General features: G+C 62.9%; 20 protein-coding genes. 15 read left to right on the plus strand and 5 right to left on the minus strand.

Features of this window, described 5'->3' with window-relative positions; all coding sequences use genetic code 11:
• Positions 1-3: 3 nt before the first annotated feature.
• From ACIPOO_RS07205 to ACIPOO_RS07225, 5 genes are all read right to left on the minus strand, one after another.
• A complete protein-coding gene (locus tag ACIPOO_RS07205; protein ID WP_400605464.1) occupies positions 4-738 on the minus strand; it encodes a precorrin-2 C(20)-methyltransferase in 735 nt (244 codons plus the stop codon).
• Positions 735-1,361, minus strand: coding sequence for a precorrin-8X methylmutase (locus ACIPOO_RS07210; protein WP_400605466.1), 627 nt, complete (start codon positions 1,359-1,361; stop codon positions 735-737). Before ACIPOO_RS07210 ends, ACIPOO_RS07205 begins: the two co-directional genes overlap by 4 nt.
• Positions 1,354-2,706 (minus strand): precorrin-3B synthase, encoded by a 1,353-nt coding sequence (gene cobG, locus ACIPOO_RS07215; protein WP_400605468.1) that lies wholly within the window; start codon positions 2,704-2,706, stop codon positions 1,354-1,356. The genes ACIPOO_RS07210 and cobG overlap by 8 nt, the downstream gene beginning before the upstream one ends.
• A gap of 101 nt (positions 2,707-2,807) precedes the next feature.
• Positions 2,808-3,176, minus strand: coding sequence for a hypothetical protein (locus tag ACIPOO_RS07220; RefSeq protein WP_400605470.1), 369 nt, complete (start codon positions 3,174-3,176; stop codon positions 2,808-2,810).
• Entirely contained in the window at positions 3,169-4,143 is a 975-nt protein-coding gene (locus tag ACIPOO_RS07225) for a hypothetical protein (protein ID WP_400605472.1), read from the minus strand. The genes ACIPOO_RS07220 and ACIPOO_RS07225 overlap by 8 nt, the downstream gene beginning before the upstream one ends.
• Before the next feature lie 228 nt (positions 4,144-4,371).
• Here ACIPOO_RS07225 and cbiE point away from each other — a divergent pair, with 228 nt between their 5' ends.
• The 15 genes from cbiE to ACIPOO_RS07300 all read left to right on the plus strand — a co-directional run bounded on the left by cbiE (position 4,372) and on the right by ACIPOO_RS07300 (position 18,327).
• The gene (gene cbiE, locus ACIPOO_RS07230; RefSeq protein WP_400605474.1) at positions 4,372-5,574 is read left to right on the plus strand and encodes a precorrin-6y C5,15-methyltransferase (decarboxylating) subunit CbiE; all 1,203 of its coding nucleotides are present in this window, start codon (positions 4,372-4,374) and stop codon (positions 5,572-5,574) included.
• Positions 5,574-6,671: a cobalt-precorrin-5B (C(1))-methyltransferase gene (locus ACIPOO_RS07235; RefSeq protein ID WP_400605475.1), complete on the plus strand. Its 1,098-nt coding sequence runs from the start codon at positions 5,574-5,576 to the stop codon at positions 6,669-6,671. The genes cbiE and ACIPOO_RS07235 overlap by 1 nt, the downstream gene beginning before the upstream one ends.
• The gene (locus ACIPOO_RS07240) at positions 6,668-7,399 is read left to right on the plus strand and encodes a cobalt-precorrin-6A reductase (RefSeq protein ID WP_400605476.1); all 732 of its coding nucleotides are present in this window, start codon (positions 6,668-6,670) and stop codon (positions 7,397-7,399) included. Before ACIPOO_RS07235 ends, ACIPOO_RS07240 begins: the two co-directional genes overlap by 4 nt.
• 93 nt (positions 7,400-7,492) lie before the next feature.
• Positions 7,493-7,828, plus strand: a complete 336-nt coding sequence (locus ACIPOO_RS07245) for a type II toxin-antitoxin system RelE/ParE family toxin (protein WP_274136255.1) — start codon at positions 7,493-7,495, stop codon at positions 7,826-7,828.
• On the plus strand, positions 7,828-8,151 hold the full coding sequence (locus tag ACIPOO_RS07250) for a DNA-binding protein (protein ID WP_400605477.1): 324 nt from the start codon (positions 7,828-7,830) through the stop codon (positions 8,149-8,151). The genes ACIPOO_RS07245 and ACIPOO_RS07250 overlap by 1 nt, the downstream gene beginning before the upstream one ends.
• A gap of 57 nt (positions 8,152-8,208) precedes the next feature.
• Positions 8,209-8,634, plus strand: a complete 426-nt coding sequence (locus ACIPOO_RS07255; protein ID WP_400605479.1) for a DUF2946 domain-containing protein — start codon at positions 8,209-8,211, stop codon at positions 8,632-8,634.
• A gap of 53 nt (positions 8,635-8,687) precedes the next feature.
• The gene (locus ACIPOO_RS07260) at positions 8,688-9,161 is read left to right on the plus strand and encodes a copper chaperone PCu(A)C (protein ID WP_274136253.1); all 474 of its coding nucleotides are present in this window, start codon (positions 8,688-8,690) and stop codon (positions 9,159-9,161) included.
• Positions 9,162-9,199: 38 nt separating this feature from the next.
• Positions 9,200-9,634, plus strand: a complete 435-nt coding sequence (locus tag ACIPOO_RS07265; protein WP_400606325.1) for a DUF2946 domain-containing protein — start codon at positions 9,200-9,202, stop codon at positions 9,632-9,634.
• Between the two features lie 86 nt (positions 9,635-9,720).
• Positions 9,721-11,094 carry a PepSY-associated TM helix domain-containing protein gene (locus tag ACIPOO_RS07270; RefSeq protein ID WP_400605481.1) on the plus strand — a complete coding sequence of 458 codons (1,374 nt, stop codon included), beginning with the start codon at positions 9,721-9,723 and terminating at the stop codon, positions 11,092-11,094.
• Positions 11,095-11,576: 482 nt separating this feature from the next.
• On the plus strand, positions 11,577-12,842 hold the full coding sequence (gene urtA, locus ACIPOO_RS07275) for an urea ABC transporter substrate-binding protein (RefSeq protein WP_274136251.1): 1,266 nt from the start codon (positions 11,577-11,579) through the stop codon (positions 12,840-12,842).
• A 163-nt stretch (positions 12,843-13,005) separates the two neighbouring features.
• The gene (urtB, locus tag ACIPOO_RS07280; RefSeq protein ID WP_400605484.1) at positions 13,006-14,598 is read left to right on the plus strand and encodes an urea ABC transporter permease subunit UrtB; all 1,593 of its coding nucleotides are present in this window, start codon (positions 13,006-13,008) and stop codon (positions 14,596-14,598) included.
• Entirely contained in the window at positions 14,598-15,677 is a 1,080-nt protein-coding gene (gene urtC / locus ACIPOO_RS07285; protein WP_400605487.1) for an urea ABC transporter permease subunit UrtC, read from the plus strand. The genes urtB and urtC overlap by 1 nt, the downstream gene beginning before the upstream one ends.
• Entirely contained in the window at positions 15,674-16,528 is an 855-nt protein-coding gene (gene urtD / locus ACIPOO_RS07290) for an urea ABC transporter ATP-binding protein UrtD (protein WP_400605489.1), read from the plus strand. The genes urtC and urtD overlap by 4 nt, the downstream gene beginning before the upstream one ends.
• Before the next feature lie 205 nt (positions 16,529-16,733).
• Positions 16,734-17,432: an urea ABC transporter ATP-binding subunit UrtE gene (urtE, locus tag ACIPOO_RS07295; protein ID WP_400605492.1), complete on the plus strand. Its 699-nt coding sequence runs from the start codon at positions 16,734-16,736 to the stop codon at positions 17,430-17,432.
• Positions 17,433-17,481: 49 nt separating this feature from the next.
• A complete protein-coding gene (locus ACIPOO_RS07300; RefSeq protein WP_400605495.1) occupies positions 17,482-18,327 on the plus strand; it encodes an urease accessory protein UreD in 846 nt (281 codons plus the stop codon).
• Positions 18,328-18,441 lie beyond the last annotated feature (114 nt).

Genomic DNA, 18,441 nt, shown 5'->3' on the forward strand with positions numbered 1-18,441 from the left:
CCATCAGCCCTGCCACCTTTCACCGGGAACGATGATCAGCGAGAAGTAGGGCGAAGACGTCGGATCGACCTCGGCCAGCGGCACGATCTTCTGATTGCTCATGGTCGCGCGTTCCACGTACAGCGCGCGCTCGGCAAGGCCGGTTTCCACCAGCACCTGACGCACCTTGGGCAGGTTGCGCCCCAGCTTCATGATGACCGCAGCATCGGCGTCCACCAGCTTGCGCTTGAGTTCGTCAGCCGAGAGCACGCCAGACAGCACCGACAGGCTCTGGTTGCGATACACCAGCGGCGCTCCGAGCACCGAAGCGCCACCCAGCATCGAGCAGACGCCCGGAATCACCTGGGCCTCGTAGCGCTCGGCGAGGCGATCATGCAGGTACATGTAGGAGCCGTAGAAGAACGGATCGCCTTCGCAGATCACCGCCACGTCGCGCCCGGCATCCAGGTGCGCGGCCACGTCCAGGCTGGCGGTGTCGTAGAAATCACTGATGATCTGCTCGTAGGACATGGGCTCGGGCAACACCTCGGTGGTGACCGGGTACACCAGCGGCATCAGGGTTTGCGCGTCCTGCAAGTGTCCTTCGATGATGCCGAAGGCGTTGCCTTTCTTGCCCTTGGCGACGAAGTAGGCCACCACCGGCGACTCGCGCAACAGGCGCAGCGCCTTGACGGTAATGAGTTCCGGATCCCCGGGCCCGACGCCCAACCCGATCAGACGACCACGAGCCTGCATCATTCGACCTCCGTGGCCAGTGCGTTGACCGCCGCAGCCGCCATCGCGCTGCCGCCGCGACGGCCCTGCATGATGACGTACGGCACGCCACGGCTGTCGGCAGCGAGCATGTCCTTGGACTCGGCCGCGCCGACAAAGCCCACTGGGAAGCCCAGAATCAGCGCGGGCTTGGGCGCACCGGCGTCGATCATTTCCAGCAGGTAGAACAGCGCCGTCGGCGCGTTGCCGATCACTACCACCGCACCTTCCAGATGCGGGCGCCACAGCTCCAGCGCCGCCGCCGAACGGGTGTTGCCCAGCTTCTGGGCGAGCGCCGGCACGCCTTCGTTCTTGAGGGTGCAGATCACCTGATTGTTGGCCGGCAGCCGTGCCCGGGTCACGCCCTCGGCAACCATGTGCGCGTCACACAGGATCGGCGCGCCGGCGGCCAGCGCGTTGCGCCCCGCCGTGCCTGCGCCAAGGGAGAACCGCAAGCCGTCGACCGCATCGACCATGCCGCAGGCGTGAATCACCCGCACGGCGAGCTTTTCCAGATCGGCCGGGATCCTGTCGAGGTTGGCTTCGGCGCGAATGATCGCGAAGGAGTTGCGATAGATCTCCTGGCCGTCGCGGATGTAATCAATCATCGGTGTTGCTCCGTGAGTCGGCGGTCAACAACGCACCGACTGCTTCAATAGTGAGGTCTCGCCCACGCAACTGGCCGAAACCCGGCGCGTCTGCGTGGTGAAAATAAAGGTCGTAACGCCCGGCGCTCACCGCAAGCAGGGTGATCGACGCGGTATGGGCAGCGGCGCAGGAGCGCTCGCAACCGGAAAGGTGTACAGCCCGGACCACCGAATGTCGTTGCAGACAGTCGGCCAGTTGCAGCGCGTCGGCCTTGGTGTCGGCCAGGCCCTTTGCGCACGCAGCGGAACCGGTACAGGCGATCACCTGCGCCAGGGCCTGGCCGGCATCGACCAACAGGCCTGCGCGATCCAAACCTTCCAGCGCAAGTGCGGCGCGATCCATGGGCACATTGCGCAGTATCAGACTCTGCCAAGGGGTCATCACCAGCGCGCCATCGCCCAGTTCCTCGGCAAGCCTTGCGGCACTGCGCAACATGGACGGCGTCAGGCGCCCTAAAGGCACGACACCGCCGACACAGGTCAGACGGGCCTGCACTTGAGGGTAAACGCCGATGTGAGCGTTCGCCTTGTTGCGCACTCGCTTGCGGGTGGTGATGGCAGGGCCGGTCATCAGCGGCACAGACAGCCGCGATGCCAGATCCGCAAGCAACTGCGCGACGGGCATTTCCTGCAACAGATGCCGCACCCGCGCCTGATCGGGCCGGGCACGGTCAAGGAACAGCTCAAGCACAGCGACCACCAGCTCATGGCCTGCCGCAACCGGCACTGCCGCCAGCGGCGCCCCCCTGGCAGGACAACCGGCCAAGCCGAAGCCCAATAGCGTATTGCCCTCGACCTGTAATGCAGACAGCCACAAATCGTGCGGGTGTTCGAGCATCGCCAGGCCCTCGCCTGCGTCCAGCGACAGGGCGAACTTGGGCGACAGCTCGTGGAACCGGGGGTGATTTTCCAGCGAGTGCAGAATCTGCGCAGCAAGCGGCCGAGCATCGAACAACTGCTGCGGATCAACGCCGGCGGCAGGGCTGAACATCAGGTTGCGCACGTCGTCGCTGGCAGGATTTTTCGGCCCCAGGCCCGCATCGAGCAGGGCTGCGATCAAGCCGTCATGATCGGCCCCGATACCCCGAATCTGCAGATTGCCCCGATTGGTCGCCTCGATCACACCGCCGGCAAAACCCTCGGCAGCATCGGCCACCGCCAACGCCTGCTTGGCCGTGATCACACCGCCCGGCAACTTGATCCGGCAGATCCCGCCATCCAGCGCCGGCACGATACGCAACAACCCCGGACAAGCCGAAGGGCGCAGAGGCGTAGCAGACGGGCGAGCGGACAACGGCTCGGACAAGGGATCACCTGACAGGGACGGGCTGGAAAGCGCCATATTATGCCTGCTTTGACGCCGGGCATGAAAAGGCGGTTGGTCGGGTGGCCGTCTACGTGTGGCTATCAGCAGAATTTGTCTAGAGAATAGAGGAACAACAGCACGGCGAGGGTAACTCCGTCTACTCGCATAGGTATGCAGATCCATCGCCGATGAGCTTTGGAAATGTTGTTGACCTCATTGATGTCGATCAGCCCCTTCCTTTCAAGCAAACGAGTGGATGTAAGCGCCAGATTGACCATGACATACCGATGGCTCCAACCATGTAGTCCTGTCCCCCAGAACGCTTTGGCGTCCGTCACAATCCTGCAGTTTTCAAGTTGCTGCTCGACTTTGGGAAGGACTTTCCACTGAACGTACAACGACACCGCACAACTGAACAGTAACAACAGCGTGTCTCCAAAAAGTATCCAGCGCAGGAAGTCTTTATTCATCTCCCAACAGCTCATAGAGCATTGTCCCCATCATGCCTCCGCTTGAAGAGCCTGCGCTTCCGCTGCCCCACCCACCAACTGCCGCGCCAGCGATCCCGCATACAGCGATACTTGCCCCACGACTGGGCCCCGCTAGCCGTAGACACAGTTGTGCAAAGGCTCTTTCACCAATCCTGCCACCGGCCATCGACGCTGGTATGCCCACCATCATCTTCCCCACCTCCACAAACTTGGCCCTCGTGCATTCCTGCTCACGCCCGGAGGAACACGCCTCGGAGATTTCCATTGCACCTGCGCCCAGATCCAGCGTGACCCCGACCAACGTTCCTGCGCTCAAGTTGCGCGCAACGTTATTAATGCGCTTAAGATTCTCGGCGTAATCGCGAAGTTCTCCGTTCGCCCAGTAGCGCTTGCTGGAAATCCCGAGCATCTTCTTGATCGTCGAGTTGTTTCTCAGTCCAGTACCCCAGCGTCCGATGCCCCGCAGTTGCCCATCGAGTACCGTGAACAGCTTCTGCCGATGGGCCACGAACTGATCCTTGGTGAAAACGCCGGAGCGCCACTTCTGGTAGGTCCCGTTGATCTCTTTCAACGTGTCCTGAACAGCGTTCAGGTGCGTCGCCCATCCCGAGGTCACGCTGCCAACGCCTATAGAGCCGTAGGTCATGATGTTCTGCAAAAAGTCATAGTTCTGGACCGCGACACGGGAACTGGCGGCATTGCTCGGCATTAACGTCTGGCGCACATCCCGGGCGTAGGACATCAACTGTTGCTCGTGGGGCGTGCACATGCTGGTCGATTCGTCCCCCAAGATAATCAGCTCCCCCGGCAGAACATTGAGCCCTAGGCCCAGATGGGCGTTGAGCTGATCGAACTTGGTCCGGGCGTGACCTCTGAGCAGCACGCTGTCCCTGTAGCCGGACAGGTTTTGCGAGCGGTCATTGATGAAGGCATAAGGTCCAAACATGGAAGGATCAACCTGATCGTCGGCACGAATGACCGGACGATAGATTCATGGTTTAGAGCCTGTCATTACACAGAGGGCTTAAAACGGCGCGCTTACGCAACTTTCGGAAACGCCCCACAAGCTGCTTCATAAAGCCTTACAAAACGGGGCCTTTGGCGCGGTATCATGCCGACCTTATCCACAGGCCACCCAGACCGGCCTGTGGCAGATTCAGGTTGAGGGCAATACATGTCGCCGTGGCTGACAGTCGTGGGAATCGGTGAGGACGGCTTCAAGGGGTTGGGCAGGAATGCCCGGCATGCGTTGTTGCAGGCCCGGCAGGTGTTTGGCAGTTCGCGCCAGCTGGAGCTGCTGCCGCCTTGTATTCAGGCCGAGCGGCACCAGTGGCCGAGTCCGTTTTCCCTGCACTCCGTGCTGGAGCTGCGGGGGCAGCCGGTCTGTGTGATCGCCAGCGGCGACCCAATGCTCTACGGCGTAGGCGTGAGTCTGTCGCGCCAGGTCCCGGTGGAGCAGATGCGGGTGATTCCTGCGCCCTCTTCCTATTCCCTGGCCGCCGCGCGGTTGGGCTGGGCGTTGCAGGATGTGGTGACGTTGTCTGTGGTGGCTCGCCCGTTGGCGGCGCTGAATGCGCAACTGCATCACGGCTTGCGCCTTCTGGTGTTGAGCAATGACGGCACGAGCCCCGCTGCGATTGCCGCCCTGCTGCGTAATCGCGGATTCGGCCCCAGTCATATGACGGTGCTGGAGCACCTCGGAGGCCCGTCCGAGCGGCGTATCGAGGGCATCGCCAAGGAATGGTCGAACCCGGAGATTGCGGCGCTGAACCTGGTCGCCATCGACTGCCGCGCCGCGCCCGACACCCTGCGCCTGTCGCCCCTGGGCGGCCTGCCGGATGACGCCTTTCGCCATGACGGCCAGTTGACCAAACGCGATGTACGCGCAATTACGCTGGCCCGCCTCGCTCCGGTTCCCGGACAGTTGCTGTGGGATGTCGGTGCGGGTTGCGGTTCCATCGGCATCGAGTGGATGCGCGCTCACCCGACCTGCCGCGCCGTGGCCATCGAGGCCAATGAAGAGCGTCAGCAACTGATCGAATTCAACCGCGACGCGCTGGGCGTGCCCGGCCTGCAACTGGTGCGCGGTCGGGCGCCAGATGCCCTTGAAGGGCTGGAGCACCCGGATGCGATTTTCATCGGCGGCGGCGTGACCCGCGCTGGCGTGCTGGACACTTGCTGGCAACAGTTGCGCCCGGGCGGGCGGCTGGTGGCCAACGCCGTCACCCTGCAAAGCGAAGCGATGCTGGTCAACTGGCGCGAAGCCCATGGCGGTGAACTGACCCGCGTGCACCTTGCGCATTCCAAGCCACTGGGCAAGTTCGACACCTGGCGTCAGGCGCTGCCCATCACCCTGCTCGAAGCGATCAAACCTTGATGCGCGAAGAAACCGCCGAACAACCCGCGCCCCTGCGCAGCGGGCTGACCACAGGCAGTTGCGCCACGGCGACCTCGCTGGCTGCGGCGCGCCTGTTGCTGGCGGACGAGACCAACGATGCCATCGAGATCACCCTGCCCAAGGGCAAGCAGGTGACGATGCGCCTGGAGTTCTGCCGCCCACTGCCGAGCGGCGCCGAGGCCGGCACGATCAAGGATGCCGGCGATGACCCGGACGTCACCCACGGCGCGCTGCTGTATTCCCAGGTGCGCTTGATATCCGAACCCGGCGTGCGTTTTGTCGCAGGCCCGGGCGTGGGCACCGTAACCCGGCCAGGCCTGGTGCTGGGCGTGGGGGAACCGGCGATCAACCCGGTGCCTCGGCGAATGATGACCGAACACCTGACGGCACTTGCCACCGAACGAGGCTATGCAGGTGGCTTCGAAGTGACGGTCTGCGTGGACAACGGCGGCGAGCTGGCGCTCAAGACCATGAACCCGCGCCTTGGCATTCTTGGCGGGCTGTCGATTCTCGGCACCAGCGGCATCGTGCGGCCCTTCTCCTGCGCGGCCTACATCGCCTCGATTCACCAGGGCATCGATGTGGCCAGGACCAACGGCTACCAGCACATCGCCGCCTGCACCGGCAACGCCAGCGAAGACACCATGCGCCGGGTCTACCAGTTCCCCGACATCGCCCTGATCGAGATGGGCGACTTTGTCGGCGCCGTGCTAAAGCACCTGCGCAAAGTGCCTGTGGATAAACTCAGCCTGTGCGGCGGCTTCGGCAAGATCAGCAAACTGGCCGCCGGCCACATGGACCTGCACAGCCGCCACTCCAGCATCGACCTTGAACAATTGGCGCAATGGGCGGCAGATGTAGGCGCGGATGCCGGGCTGCAACAAGACATTCGAGAAGCCAACACGAGCCAACAGGCGCTGGCCATGGCCTCGAAGGCCGGCGTGCCGCTAGGGGATGCGGTGTGCCGGCATGCGCTGGATTTCGCCCGCAGCGTGGTGCCCGCCCAAGTGCAGGTGGAAGTCTTCGCCATCGACCGTCAGGGCGGCATCGTCGGCCACGCAGGAGCCTTCACATGAAACGCATCTTGTTGCTGGGCGGCGTGACCGAAGCGCTCGCCATCGCCCGAACCCTGGGGCCTGAACACGTCTACAGCCTGGCAGGTGTAGGCCGGGTGCCGTCTGATCTGCAATGCCAGGTGCGGGTCGGCGGGTATGGCGGCGCCGAAGGCTTGGCGCAATTCGTACATGACGAAGGGATCAGTCTGATCCTCGACGCGACTCATCCCTACGCCGCGCAGATCAGCTTCAACGCAGCGACTGCCGCAAAACTCACGGGTATTCCCTGCTGGGCCTTGCGTCGCCCCGCGTGGCAGGCAGGCCCGGATGACGACTGGCGTGAAGTGGCCAACTGGGCCGAACTCATCTCCGCCCTCGCCCCCTTCAAACGCCCCCTGTTCACCCTGGGCCGCGAGCCGCTGGAACACCTGCACGAAATCCCCGAACACCAGTTCTGGACCCTGCGCGCCCTCGACGCCTACCCCGGCAACGAGCGGTGCGAAGTCATCGGCGCGCGAGGACCCTTCCGGATCGAGGACGAGCGCGAGTTGTTCGAACGTCGCGATATAGACGTGCTGATCAGCAAGAACAGCGGCAGCAGCGCCACCGAACCCAAACTGGACGTCGCGCGGGAGCGTGGAGTGCCGGTGCTGGTGCTGAAGCGACCGGTGTTGGTGGGGGTGGATCGGAAATTTAGGAGTGTTGGGGAGGTATTGCAAGCGATCAACGCTGTATATGCAATGCGATAACTATGTAGTGCACGACGTGATCTGATCGGCGAGACAATCTGTTTCCAAAAAGCTGATGGCGGAAAAGGTAACGCAAGAGTTACCATTACACCAATGATCATTGTTCAAGAATACTTATCCAAAGATCAAAAAAGCCCTTTCCGGGATTGGTTCTCTACTCTGCCACCGGCTGCAGCGCTCAAGATAGCCACGGCGTTGACGCGGATCGAATCGGGCAATACCTCAAACATCAAATGGTTCGATGGGTTGGGGGAGTTTCGAATCAATTGGGGACCCGGGTACCGGATCTATCTGATTCAGGAAGGCAAGCGGCTGATCATCCTGTTTGGCGGGGGCACGAAGTCGGGACAGACCACCGACATCAAGCGCGCCAGATTGCTGATAGCTGACTACAAAGCCGAAAAGCGAAGACAGGAGCGAGGCGTCTAATGGCCCTAACCCGCAGTTACAAAGAGACAATCAACGAAAGAATCAAACAGGACCCCATATTTGCTCAGGGGCTTCTGGATGAGGCGGCCACCCTTTTCCTCAACGGCGAACCGGAAGTCGCCCGAATCATTCTCCGTGATCTGGTCAATGCAACACTGGGCTTTGAAGCGCTGGCCCGGGAGACTGACAAACCGAGCAAGAGTCTTCATCGCATGCTGTCCTCCAGTGGAAACCCGAACATGGACAATCTCGCCGCCATTTTTGCAGCAATGGGATCATGGCTGAAGGTCGAAATACAGGTGCATGCTGTTCCAGCCCACTAACCCCCGCGACATAACGCCGCACTCAGTCTTTTTACATCTCCCCATCATTCAGGCTAAATGGCCGACATGAACACACAACAACAATCCCTACAGAGCTTCAAGCGGCGCCGGGCCTTTGCCTGGATTGCGTGCTTTGCGCTCCTGTTCGGGATGTTGGCGATGCCCATGACGCCGACCATGCCGCGTACGCAGGGTGAGCAGGTGTTGTGGGGCAGTTTCTGTACGAGCAATGGCCCGCGCCTGGTGGCAACGAACATTGCGCCGGCCGACCAGCAGGCGCCGGACCGTTCCGATCACGGGGTGATGCAGCATTGCCCGTGTTGTTCCGGGGCCTTGACGATGGTGGCGGTTCCGGCCGGTAACCAGCTCGGTTTCCTGACCTTCGTGCAGCCCGTTCGTCTGCCGGATGTGCTGGTGGTTTTCCACGCGCCTCCCCGCATTCTGTGGCCCAGCCTCAGTCCCAGAGCCTCTCCTCGCGTCTGATCGTTCGTTCACGCCGTACTTCGCGTATCTGAATGGATTGAGAGAGGTCACCCATGCTGAAAAAATTCCTGTTGCTGGCAGCGCTGCTGATGCCGGCCTGCTATGTTGATGCTCATGAGTATGCAAAAGGCCATCTAGCTATCGCCCACCCTTGGTCGATGGAGCTGCCGCCGAATGCGCCCACGGTTGCGGCGTATTTCGTGATCAGCAATGCAGGTCCCGACGCCGATCGCCTGACCGGTGTCGACAGCCCCATTGCCGGCACCGCTCAATTGCACGAGCACGTGAACAGAGACGGCCTGATGAAGATGCAGCAAGTCGAGACGGTGGACATCCCGGCCGGCGGCGCGGTGACATTCGCGCCCATGGCTTACCACGTCATGCTGCTGGATCTGAAGGACCGCTCGAAGCTCGTTGATGGGCAGAAATTCCCGCTGACCCTGCACTTCGAGAAAACCGGCGACGTGACCGTCGATGTCATGGTGCAGAAACAGGCACCAGACGCAGCTCCGGCCCACGTTCATTGATGGCTTTTGACCGTCGAAGCTGAAGCGCCATGAAACCCGTGCCCGCGATCCGCGCCCAGTCCGCCCCAGCATCCCGCAACACGCCGGCGGCCTGGCTGAGCCTGTTCGCCATGCTGATGATCTTCATCGGCCCGCTGATTTCCCAGTCGATGCCGATGGAGCATCACACGGGGATGTCGATGTCGGCGGGCATGGACATGGCTGCGCCAATGAAGGTCGCCTCGGCAGACCACGGCGGGCACCACGCCACCACCCCTGATGTTGCAGCCCCAGACCACGTGATCTGGGCCAAGTGCGGTTATTGCACCCTGTTGTTCAGTTGCCCGGCGCTGACCCAGACCCTGGCAGTGGCGGCCCCCATCCCGCCCAAACCCGCCGATTTCTATAACGCGGCCCCACAACAGGGCCACGCCCAGCGCAACATTTTTCCCAACGCCCGTACCCGCGCCCCGCCACTCGCATCCGTCGCCTGAACCCTGAAAAAAGATTCCGTATCCGCTGGCCACTTGCGTGTGCCCGCGCGCTGCGCCGTGTTCTTCCCTGACGGGAGCGTTGCATCATGTCCAAACCAAACGTGTCGTTCTATAACCTGGCGTGGCGCTGGCATTTCTATGCCGGCCTGTTCGTCGCCCCTTTCATGATCATGCTGTCGCTGACCGGCATGGTGTACCTGTTCAAGCCCCAGCTCGATTCGCTGATGTACAGCGATCTTCTCACCGTCAAGCCGGCGCATCACATGCTCAGCGCCGACGAGCAACAACAGCGTGTGCTCGCGGCTTATCCACAGGCACCGATCAGCAAATACCTGCCGCCCATTAACGCCGAAAGCAGCGCGCAGTTCGTGATCAAGCAGGACGGTCGCGAAACCAACCTGTTCATCGACCCCTACAGCGGCAAGATCCTCGGCACCCAGGATGCCAAGAACAACCTGCAGGCCATGGCCCGTGAAATTCATGGCGAGCTGATGATCGGCACGGTTGGCGATCGGCTGGTCGAGCTGGCAGCCGGCTGGGGCATCGTGCTGGTGGTGTCGGGCCTGTACCTGTGGTGGCCGCGGGGGCGCTCGCCGGCTGGCGTATTGTGGCCTCGCATTACAGCGCGCGGACGGGTGCTGTGGCGTGACCTGCATGCGGTGACCGGTTTCTGGGGCTCGGTGGCGTTGCTGTTCATGCTGCTCAGTGGCATGACCTGGACCGGCATGTGGGGCAAGGTCTACGCCGATGTCTGGAACACCTTTCCGGCGGCGATGTGGAACGATGTGCCCAAGTCCGACAGGCAGGCGGGCGATCTGAACACTGCCGCCGTGCAGACCGTACCCTGGGCCATGGAAAACACGCCGATGCCGGTGTCTTCGGGTGATCACGCCGAGCACATGAACCATGGCGGCATGTCCAGCGCACCGGCGGCCCCTGTCGTCACCCTGCAACGGGTGGTGGACATCGCCAGTGAACGCAAGATCGAGCCCGGCTACAGCATCAGCGCGCCGAAAACCGCCGACGGTGTATTCACGGTGTCGGTGTTCGCCGACGATCCGCGCAACGACGCCACCCTGCACATCGACCAATACAGCGGCAAGGTGCTGGCCGACGTGCGCTATCAGGATTACAGCACGGTATCCAGGGCCACCGAGCTGGGTGTGATGCTGCACGAGGGCAAGATGTTTGGCTGGTTCAACCAGTTGGTCATCCTGTTCATCTGCCTGATGGTGCTGCTCAGCTCGGTGAGCGGGATCGTGATCTGGTGGAAACGCCGCCCGCAAAACGGCTTTGGCGTCCCGCCGCTGCGTCATGATCTGCCACGCTGGAAAATTGCGACTATCGTGATGATTGTCTTGGGCGTTGCCTTCCCGCTCGTCGGGATTTCCATGCTGGCTGTGTGGCTGCTCGATCGGATAGCCCTTTCGCGCTTTGCCAAAACGGCGGCAACAGCTTAGATTGCGTCCTGCGGGGCCTGGAACCTTTTTGAGTGGTTTAGTGATGAATTCCTCCTCATTTCCGGTTTCAGGCCCCGCCCTTGTTTTTACCTCCGCGTGTACGACCTGTAGGAGCGCGCTTGCCCGCGACCTGCCGGGTACCGGCAGTAAAACCTGACGCCGCACTCCGTCCGACGCACCGCATCAACCGAATTGCGACGACTTCGTCGCCGTTCGCGGGACAAGCCACGCTCCTACAGGTCCGTGGTGCAGCCGAAATCCTGTCGACCTCGTCAACTTCCCCGCACCACATCGGCGCAACCTGCGCACCACGGCCCCCTGCTGATCCCACATTGGTGCAAACCGCCTCCTGAAGGTTTCGAATCCCTTTGATTTTTCGGCATTTTCTGCCTTGGCCCAGCCTTTGCTATGAGCTCTTCAGCCTCAACTCCCGGCACCGCCAACCGCCGTCATTTCAAAAAATCGAAGAATGGAGCTAGCCAATGAAGCGTCGCAGTTTGCTTAAAGCGTTCACCTTGTCCGCATCGATCGCCGCCATGGGCATGACCTGGACCGTTCAGGCCGCCGAGACCATCAAGGTCGGCATTCTGCATTCTTTGTCCGGCACCATGGCCATCTCCGAGACGTCGCTCAAGGACATGGCGCTGATGACCATCGACGAAATCAACGCCAAGGGCGGCGTCAATGGCAAGAAGCTGGAAGCGGTGGTGGTAGACCCTGCGTCCAACTGGCCGCTGTTCGCCGAGAAGGCCCGTCAGTTGCTGACCCAGGACAAGGTCTCGGTGGTGTTCGGTTGCTGGACCTCGGTGTCGCGCAAATCGGTATTGCCGGTCTTCGAAGAGCTGAACGGCCTGCTGTTCTACCCGGTGCAATACGAAGGCGAAGAAATGTCGCCAAACGTGTTCTACACCGGCGCTGCGCCTAACCAGCAGGCGATTCCCGCGGTCGAGTACCTGATGAGCGAAGACGGCGGCGCGGCCAAGCGCTTCTTCCTGCTGGGCACCGACTACGTCTACCCGCGCACCACCAACAAGATTCTGCGCTCGTTCCTGCACTCCAAAGGCGTGAAGGACAGCGACATCGAAGAGGTCTACACCCCGTTCGGCCACAGCGATTACCAGACCATCGTGGCCAACATCAAGAAGTTCTCGGCAGGCGGCAAGACCGCTGTGATCTCCACCGTCAACGGCGATTCCAACGTGCCTTTCTACAAGGAACTGGGCAACCAGGGCCTGAAAGCCACCGACGTACCGGTGGTGGCCTTCTCGGTGGGCGAGGAAGAACTGCGCGGCGTCGACACCAAGCCGCTGGTGGGCAACCTGGCGGCCTGGAACTACTTCGAGTCGGTCAAGAATCCGGTGAACACCAAGTTCGTCGCCGATTGGAAAGCCTACGCCAAGGCGCACAACCTGCCGAACGCCGACAAGGCGGTGACCAACGATCCGATGGAAGCCACCTACGTGGGCATCCACATGTGGGCCCAGGCGGTCGAGAAAGCCAAGTCCACCGATGTGGATAAAGTCCGCGAAGCCATGGCCGGCCAGACTTTCGCCGCGCCGTCGGGCTTCACCCTGGAAATGGACAAGACCAACCATCACCTGCACAAGCCGGTGATGATCGGCGAGATCAAGGCCGACGGTCAGTTCAACGTGGTCTGGAAAACCAAGGAGCCACTGCGCGCCCAGCCTTGGAGCCCGTTCATTCCGGGTAACGACAAGAAGCCGGATTATGCGGTGAAGAGTAACTAAGCAACGCGCTGTCGGGTCGGGGCACGCCCTCGACTCGACGCAATTCCCTTGTAGGAGCGCGCTTGCCCGCGACGGCGGTGGGTCTGTGTCATCGATGTCGCCTGACACACCCCGTCGCGGGCAAGCGCGCTCCTACAGGACGCCGACACCAAGGCCAAACGATATGCCCAGATCTCTCCACCACCTCATCCTTACCCTGTGCCTGCTGCTGCCTTTCGCAGCCCATGCCAGCGATGCCGGTGACTTTGTCGCCGCCGAATCCTCTCAACGTGCTGAACTGCTGGAAGCCTGGGCCGCCAAGCCCGACCCGGCGCGCGTTGAACTGCTGGTTGCCCTGCAGGAAGGCCGCGTGGCCGCCGACAGCAGCAACCGCGCCTTCATCCAGAACAGCGACGACAGCTTCACCGCCGTCGATCCAGCCGCCCCGGCACTGGCCGACGCGCCCAATCCTGACGAGCCGCAAGCGATCAGCCTGAACAACCGCCTGCGCGGTCTGGTGGAAACCGCGCTGGCCAGTCACCAACTGCTCGCCGCCGACGCCAGACTGCGTCTGGCCGCCGCCCAAACCCTGCAAAAAAGCGCTCGCCCTGCCCAACTGCAACTACTGATGCAGCAGGTCGCCGCTGAAAAAGACGATGCTGTGCACTCGGCTCTGAGCCTTGCGCTGGCCAACCTGCAACTGGTCGACACCAGTCCGACCGTGCGCCTGGCCGCCGTGCGTCTGCTGGGTGAAACCGGCGACCCGCTGGCCCGCACGCGTCTTGAAAACCTGCTCGAACCCAACGTCGAAACCGACTCCACCGTGCGCCTCGCGGCCGAGACCAGCCTGGCGCAGGTCAAACGCAAGCTGATGATCGGCGAGGTGATGGGCCAGGTGTTCAGCGGCGTTTCGCTGGGCTCGATCCTGCTGCTGGCAGCATTGGGGCTGGCGATCACCTTTGGCCTGCTGGGCGTCATCAACATGGCCCACGGCGAGATGCTGATGCTCGGCGCCTACGCCACCTATGTCGTGCAACTGATGTTTCAACGTTACGCGCCGGGTGCGCTGGAGCTGTATCCGCTGGTGGCGCTGCCGGTGGCGTTCTTCGTAACGGCCTGCATCGGCATGGCGCTGGAGCGCACGGTGATTCGTCACCTGTACGGCCGCCCGCTGGAAACCCTGCTCGCCACCTGGGGCATCAGCCTGATGCTGATCCAGTTGATCCGCGTGGTGTTCGGCGCGCAGAACGTCGAAGTGGCCAACCCCGAATGGCTGTCCGGTGGCATTCAGGTGCTGCCGAACCTGGTGCTGCCGTACAACCGGATCATCATCATTGGCTTCGCGCTGTTCGTGGTGGTGCTGACCTGGCTGCTGCTGAACAAGACCCGTCTGGGCCTGAACGTGCGCGCCGTGACCCAGAACCGCAACATGGCCGCCTGCTGCGGCGTGCCCACCGGGCGTATCGACATGATGGCCTTCGGGCTCGGCTCCGGTATCGCCGGGCTGGGTGGCGTGGCCCTGAGCCAGATCGGCAACGTCGGCCCTGACCTGGGCCAGAGCTACATCATCGACTCGTTCCTGGTGGTGGTGCTCGGCGGTGTCGGGCAACTGGCCGGCAGCGTGATGGCGGCCTTCGGCCTTGGCATCGCCAACAAGATTCTCGAACCGCAAATCGGCGCAGTGCTGGGCAAGATCCTGATCCTGGCGCTGATCATTCTGTTTATCCAGAAACGTCCGCAAGGGCTGTTCGCGCTCAAAGGACGGGTGATCGACTGATGAACCAGCCATTGATGGTTACCGCCGCGCAACGCGCTGGCACCAAAGTCACGATCTCGGTGGGCGTGGTCATCCTCGCCCTGCTGATCGCCCTGCCGCTGCTGTCGCTGCTGCCCGAAGGCAATAGCCTGCAAGTGTCGGCCTACACCCTGACGCTGGTAGGCAAGATTCTCTGCTACGCCATCGTCGCCCTGGCGCTGGACCTGGTGTGGGGTTACGCAGGCCTGCTGTCGCTGGGCCACGGCCTGTTCTTCGCCCTGGGCGGTTACGCGATGGGCATGTACCTGATGCGCGAAGCCTCAGGCGACAGCCTGCCGGCCTTCATGACCTTCCTGTCGTGGACCGAGCTGCCTTGGTACTGGGTCGGCACCCAGCACTTCCTCTGGGCCCTGTGCCTGGTGGTGCTGGCGCCGGGATTGCTGGCGCTGGTGTTCGGCTTCTTCGCCTTTCGCTCGCGGATCAAGGGCGTGTATTTCTCGATCATGACCCAGGCCCTGACCTTCGCCGGTATGTTGCTGTTTTTCCGCAACGAAACCGGCTTTGGCGGTAACAACGGCTTTACCAACTTCCGCAGCATCCTGGGCTTCAGCATCACTTCCCAAGGCACGCGGGCGGTGCTGTTTCTGCTCACGGTGGCCCTGCTGGTCGGCAGCCTGTTCGTCGGCTGGCGCCTGGCGCGCAGCAAGTTCGGCCGGGTGCTGACCGCCGTGCGTGATGCAGAGAACCGCCTGATGTTCTGCGGGTACGATCCGCGAGGCTTCAAGCTGTTCGTGTGGGTGCTGAGCGCTGTCTTGTGCGGCCTGGCGGGTGCGCTGTACGTGCCGCAAGTGGGCATCATCAACCCCAGCGAAATGTCGCCGACCAACTCCATTGAAGCCGCCGTGTGGGTCGCCTTGGGCGGGCGCGGCACGCTGATTGGCCCGCTGCTGGGCGCAGGCCTGGTCAACGGCATGAAGAGCTGGTTCACCGTGGCCTTCCCGGAATACTGGCTGTTCTTCCTCGGCGCGCTGTTCATTGTGGTGACGCTGTACCTGCCCAAGGGCGTGATCGGCCTGCTCAAGAAAAGGGGAGAACAATGAAGAGTTCACCAACGCCGGCTTTCGACCCGGTGCTTGATCCCAACAGCGACGCCGGCACCAGCCGCGACGCCATCGGCCTTGGCCAGACGGCAGGCCGTGGCCTGAACACGCTGCACGGCACCATCCTGACCCTGGAAGACATCAGCGTCAGCTTCGACGGCTTCAAGGCGCTCAACGACCTGAACCTGTACATCGGCGTGGGCGAGCTGCGCTGCATCATCGGGCCCAACGGCGCGGGCAAGACCACGCTGATGGACGTCATCACCGGCAAGACCCGCCCCTCCCACGGCAAGGCCTGGTTCGGCGAGACGCTGGATCTGACCCGCATGAGCGAGGTGCAGATCGCCCAGTCCGGCATCGGCCGCAAGTTTCAGAAACCCACGGTGTTCGAAGCCTTGAGCGTGTTCGAGAACCTGGAGCTGGCGCAGAAGACCGACAAATCGGTGTGGGCCAGCCTGCGGGCCCGGCTCAATGGCGAACAGCGCGACCGCATCGACGAAGTGCTGGAAACGATCCGCCTGGGCATCTCGCGCTCGCGTCCGGCGGGATTGTTGTCCCACGGCCAGAAGCAGTTTCTGGAGATCGGCATGTTGCTGGTCCAGGACCCGCAATTGCTGCTCCTCGACGAGCCGGTGGCAGGCATGACCGACGCCGAAACCGAATTCACCGCCGAACTGTTCAAGAGCCTGGCGGGCAAGCACTCGCTGATGGTGGTCGAGCACGACATGGGCTTCGTCGGCACCATCGCCGACCACGTGACCGTGCTGCACCAGGGCAGCGTGCTGGCCGAAGGGTCGCTGGAAGAAGTGCAGGCCGATGAGCGGGTGATCGAGGTGTATCTCGGCAGATGACAGTCGCTGTTGGTGGGGGGGGGGGGGGGGGGGGGGGGGGGGGGGGGGGGGGGGGGGGGGGGCGGAGGGGGGGGGGTTCGGGGGGGGGTGCGGGCGGCGCCCGCGGTTGTGGTGTGCCCCCCACCCCATCCCCCCCCCCCCCCCCCCCCCCCCCCCCCCCCCCCCCCGCTCCTACAGGTCCAATCAAGTTTCTGGGTAATTAGCCATGCTCCAGGTTGAAAAGCTTCATCAATTCTACGGCGGCAGCCACATCCTGCGCGGCCTGTCTTTCGATGTGAAAATCGGCGAAGTCACCTGCCTGCTGGGTCGCAACGGCGTGGGCAAGACCACCTTGCTCAAGGTCCTGATGGGCCTGCTGCCCGCCAAGGAAGGTGCGGTGCAGTGGGAAGGCAAGCCGATCACCGGTTTCAAGCCTCACCAGCGCGTGCAATCGGGGATCGCCTACGTGCCACAGGGACGGGAGATTTTCGGGCGGCTGACCGTGGAGGAAAACCTGCTAATGGGCCTGTCCCGCTTCCCTGGCTCCGAAGCCAAGGAGGTGCCCGCGTTCATCTACGAGCTGTTCCCGGTGCTGCTGCAGATGAAGCACCGCCGTGGCGGCGACCTCTCCGGCGGTCAGCAGCAACAGCTGGCGATTGGCCGAGCACTGGCCAGCCGTCCTCGCCTGCTGATTCTCGATGAACCTACAGAAGGTATTCAGCCGTCGGTCATCAAGGAAATCGGCGCCGTCATCAAGAAGCTCGCCGAGCGTGGCGACATGGCGATTCTGCTGGTCGAGCAGTTCTACGATTTTGCCGCCGAGCTGGCCGACCAGTACATCGTCATGTCCCGTGGCGAGATCATTCAGCAGGGCCGTGGCGAGCACATGGAAGCCGAAGGCGTGCGTGGTCTGGTGACCATTTGACGCGCCGATCGGCTAAGGTACACGCCTTGGAAAAACGATAATCGAGACTATGAATCTTCCTGCCCACACCGCCCTGTTCACCCCCAGCTGGCACGCCGAGCTGGCGCTGGGCTATGGCCGTTTCGGCGACAGCACGCGGCCGGTCGAGCGCCGCCACAAGGGGCCGCTGCGGGTGCAAAAACACCTGTATGCCGAAGGGCCTGAGGTGTGCCAGCACGTCATCGTGCACCCGCCCGGCGGTATTGCCGGGGGCGACCGTCTGGACATCAGCGCCAGCGTCGGCCCCGGTGCCTGGGCGCAACTGACCAGCCCCGGTGCGGCCAAGTGGTATCGCGCGGCGGGGCCTGCGTATCAGCAACTTGAGCTGAAGGTCGCGGCAGGCGCAACCCTGGAATGGTTGCCGCAGGAGACGATTGTCTTCAGCCAGGCCAAGGCCGAACTGACCACGCGCATCGAGCTTGAAGGCGATGCCCGGCTGGTCTACTGGGACGTGGTGGCCCTCGGCCGGCCCGCCAGTGGCGAGCGTTTCGATCAGGGCCACTTTCAGGCGCACCTGGACATTCGCCGCGACGGCAGGCTGTTGTGGCATGAGCGCCAGCGCATTACCGGGGGCGATGGGCTGCTGGATTCGCCAGTCGGGCTGGACGGCAAACCGGTGTTCGCGACGCTGATCGTGACCGGAGAAATTGACGCAGAACTGCTGGAGCGGTGCCGTGAACGGGCTGAGCATTCTCCGGTACGTGGCGACCTGAGCCAGTTGCCGGGGCTGATCGTCGCCCGCTGCCTGGCCGACGAAGCGCTGCATGCGCGGGCCTGGTTGATTGAATTGTGGAAGCTGCTGCGCCCGGCCCTGCTTGGCCGCGAGGCAGTCGCTCCAAGAATCTGGAGTACATGAACACCGCCAAACCGTTGTAGGAGCGGGGGGGGGGGGGGGGGGGGGGGGGGGGGGGGGGGTTCAGTACCAGGCATGGGCGCGCAGCGGCGGGCGCCCCCCGCCACCCGCGGTGGG

Source organism: Pseudomonas sp. NPDC090201 (genome assembly GCF_044746825.1).
GTDB classification, from domain to species: domain Bacteria; phylum Pseudomonadota; class Gammaproteobacteria; order Pseudomonadales; family Pseudomonadaceae; genus Aquipseudomonas; species Aquipseudomonas putida_AD.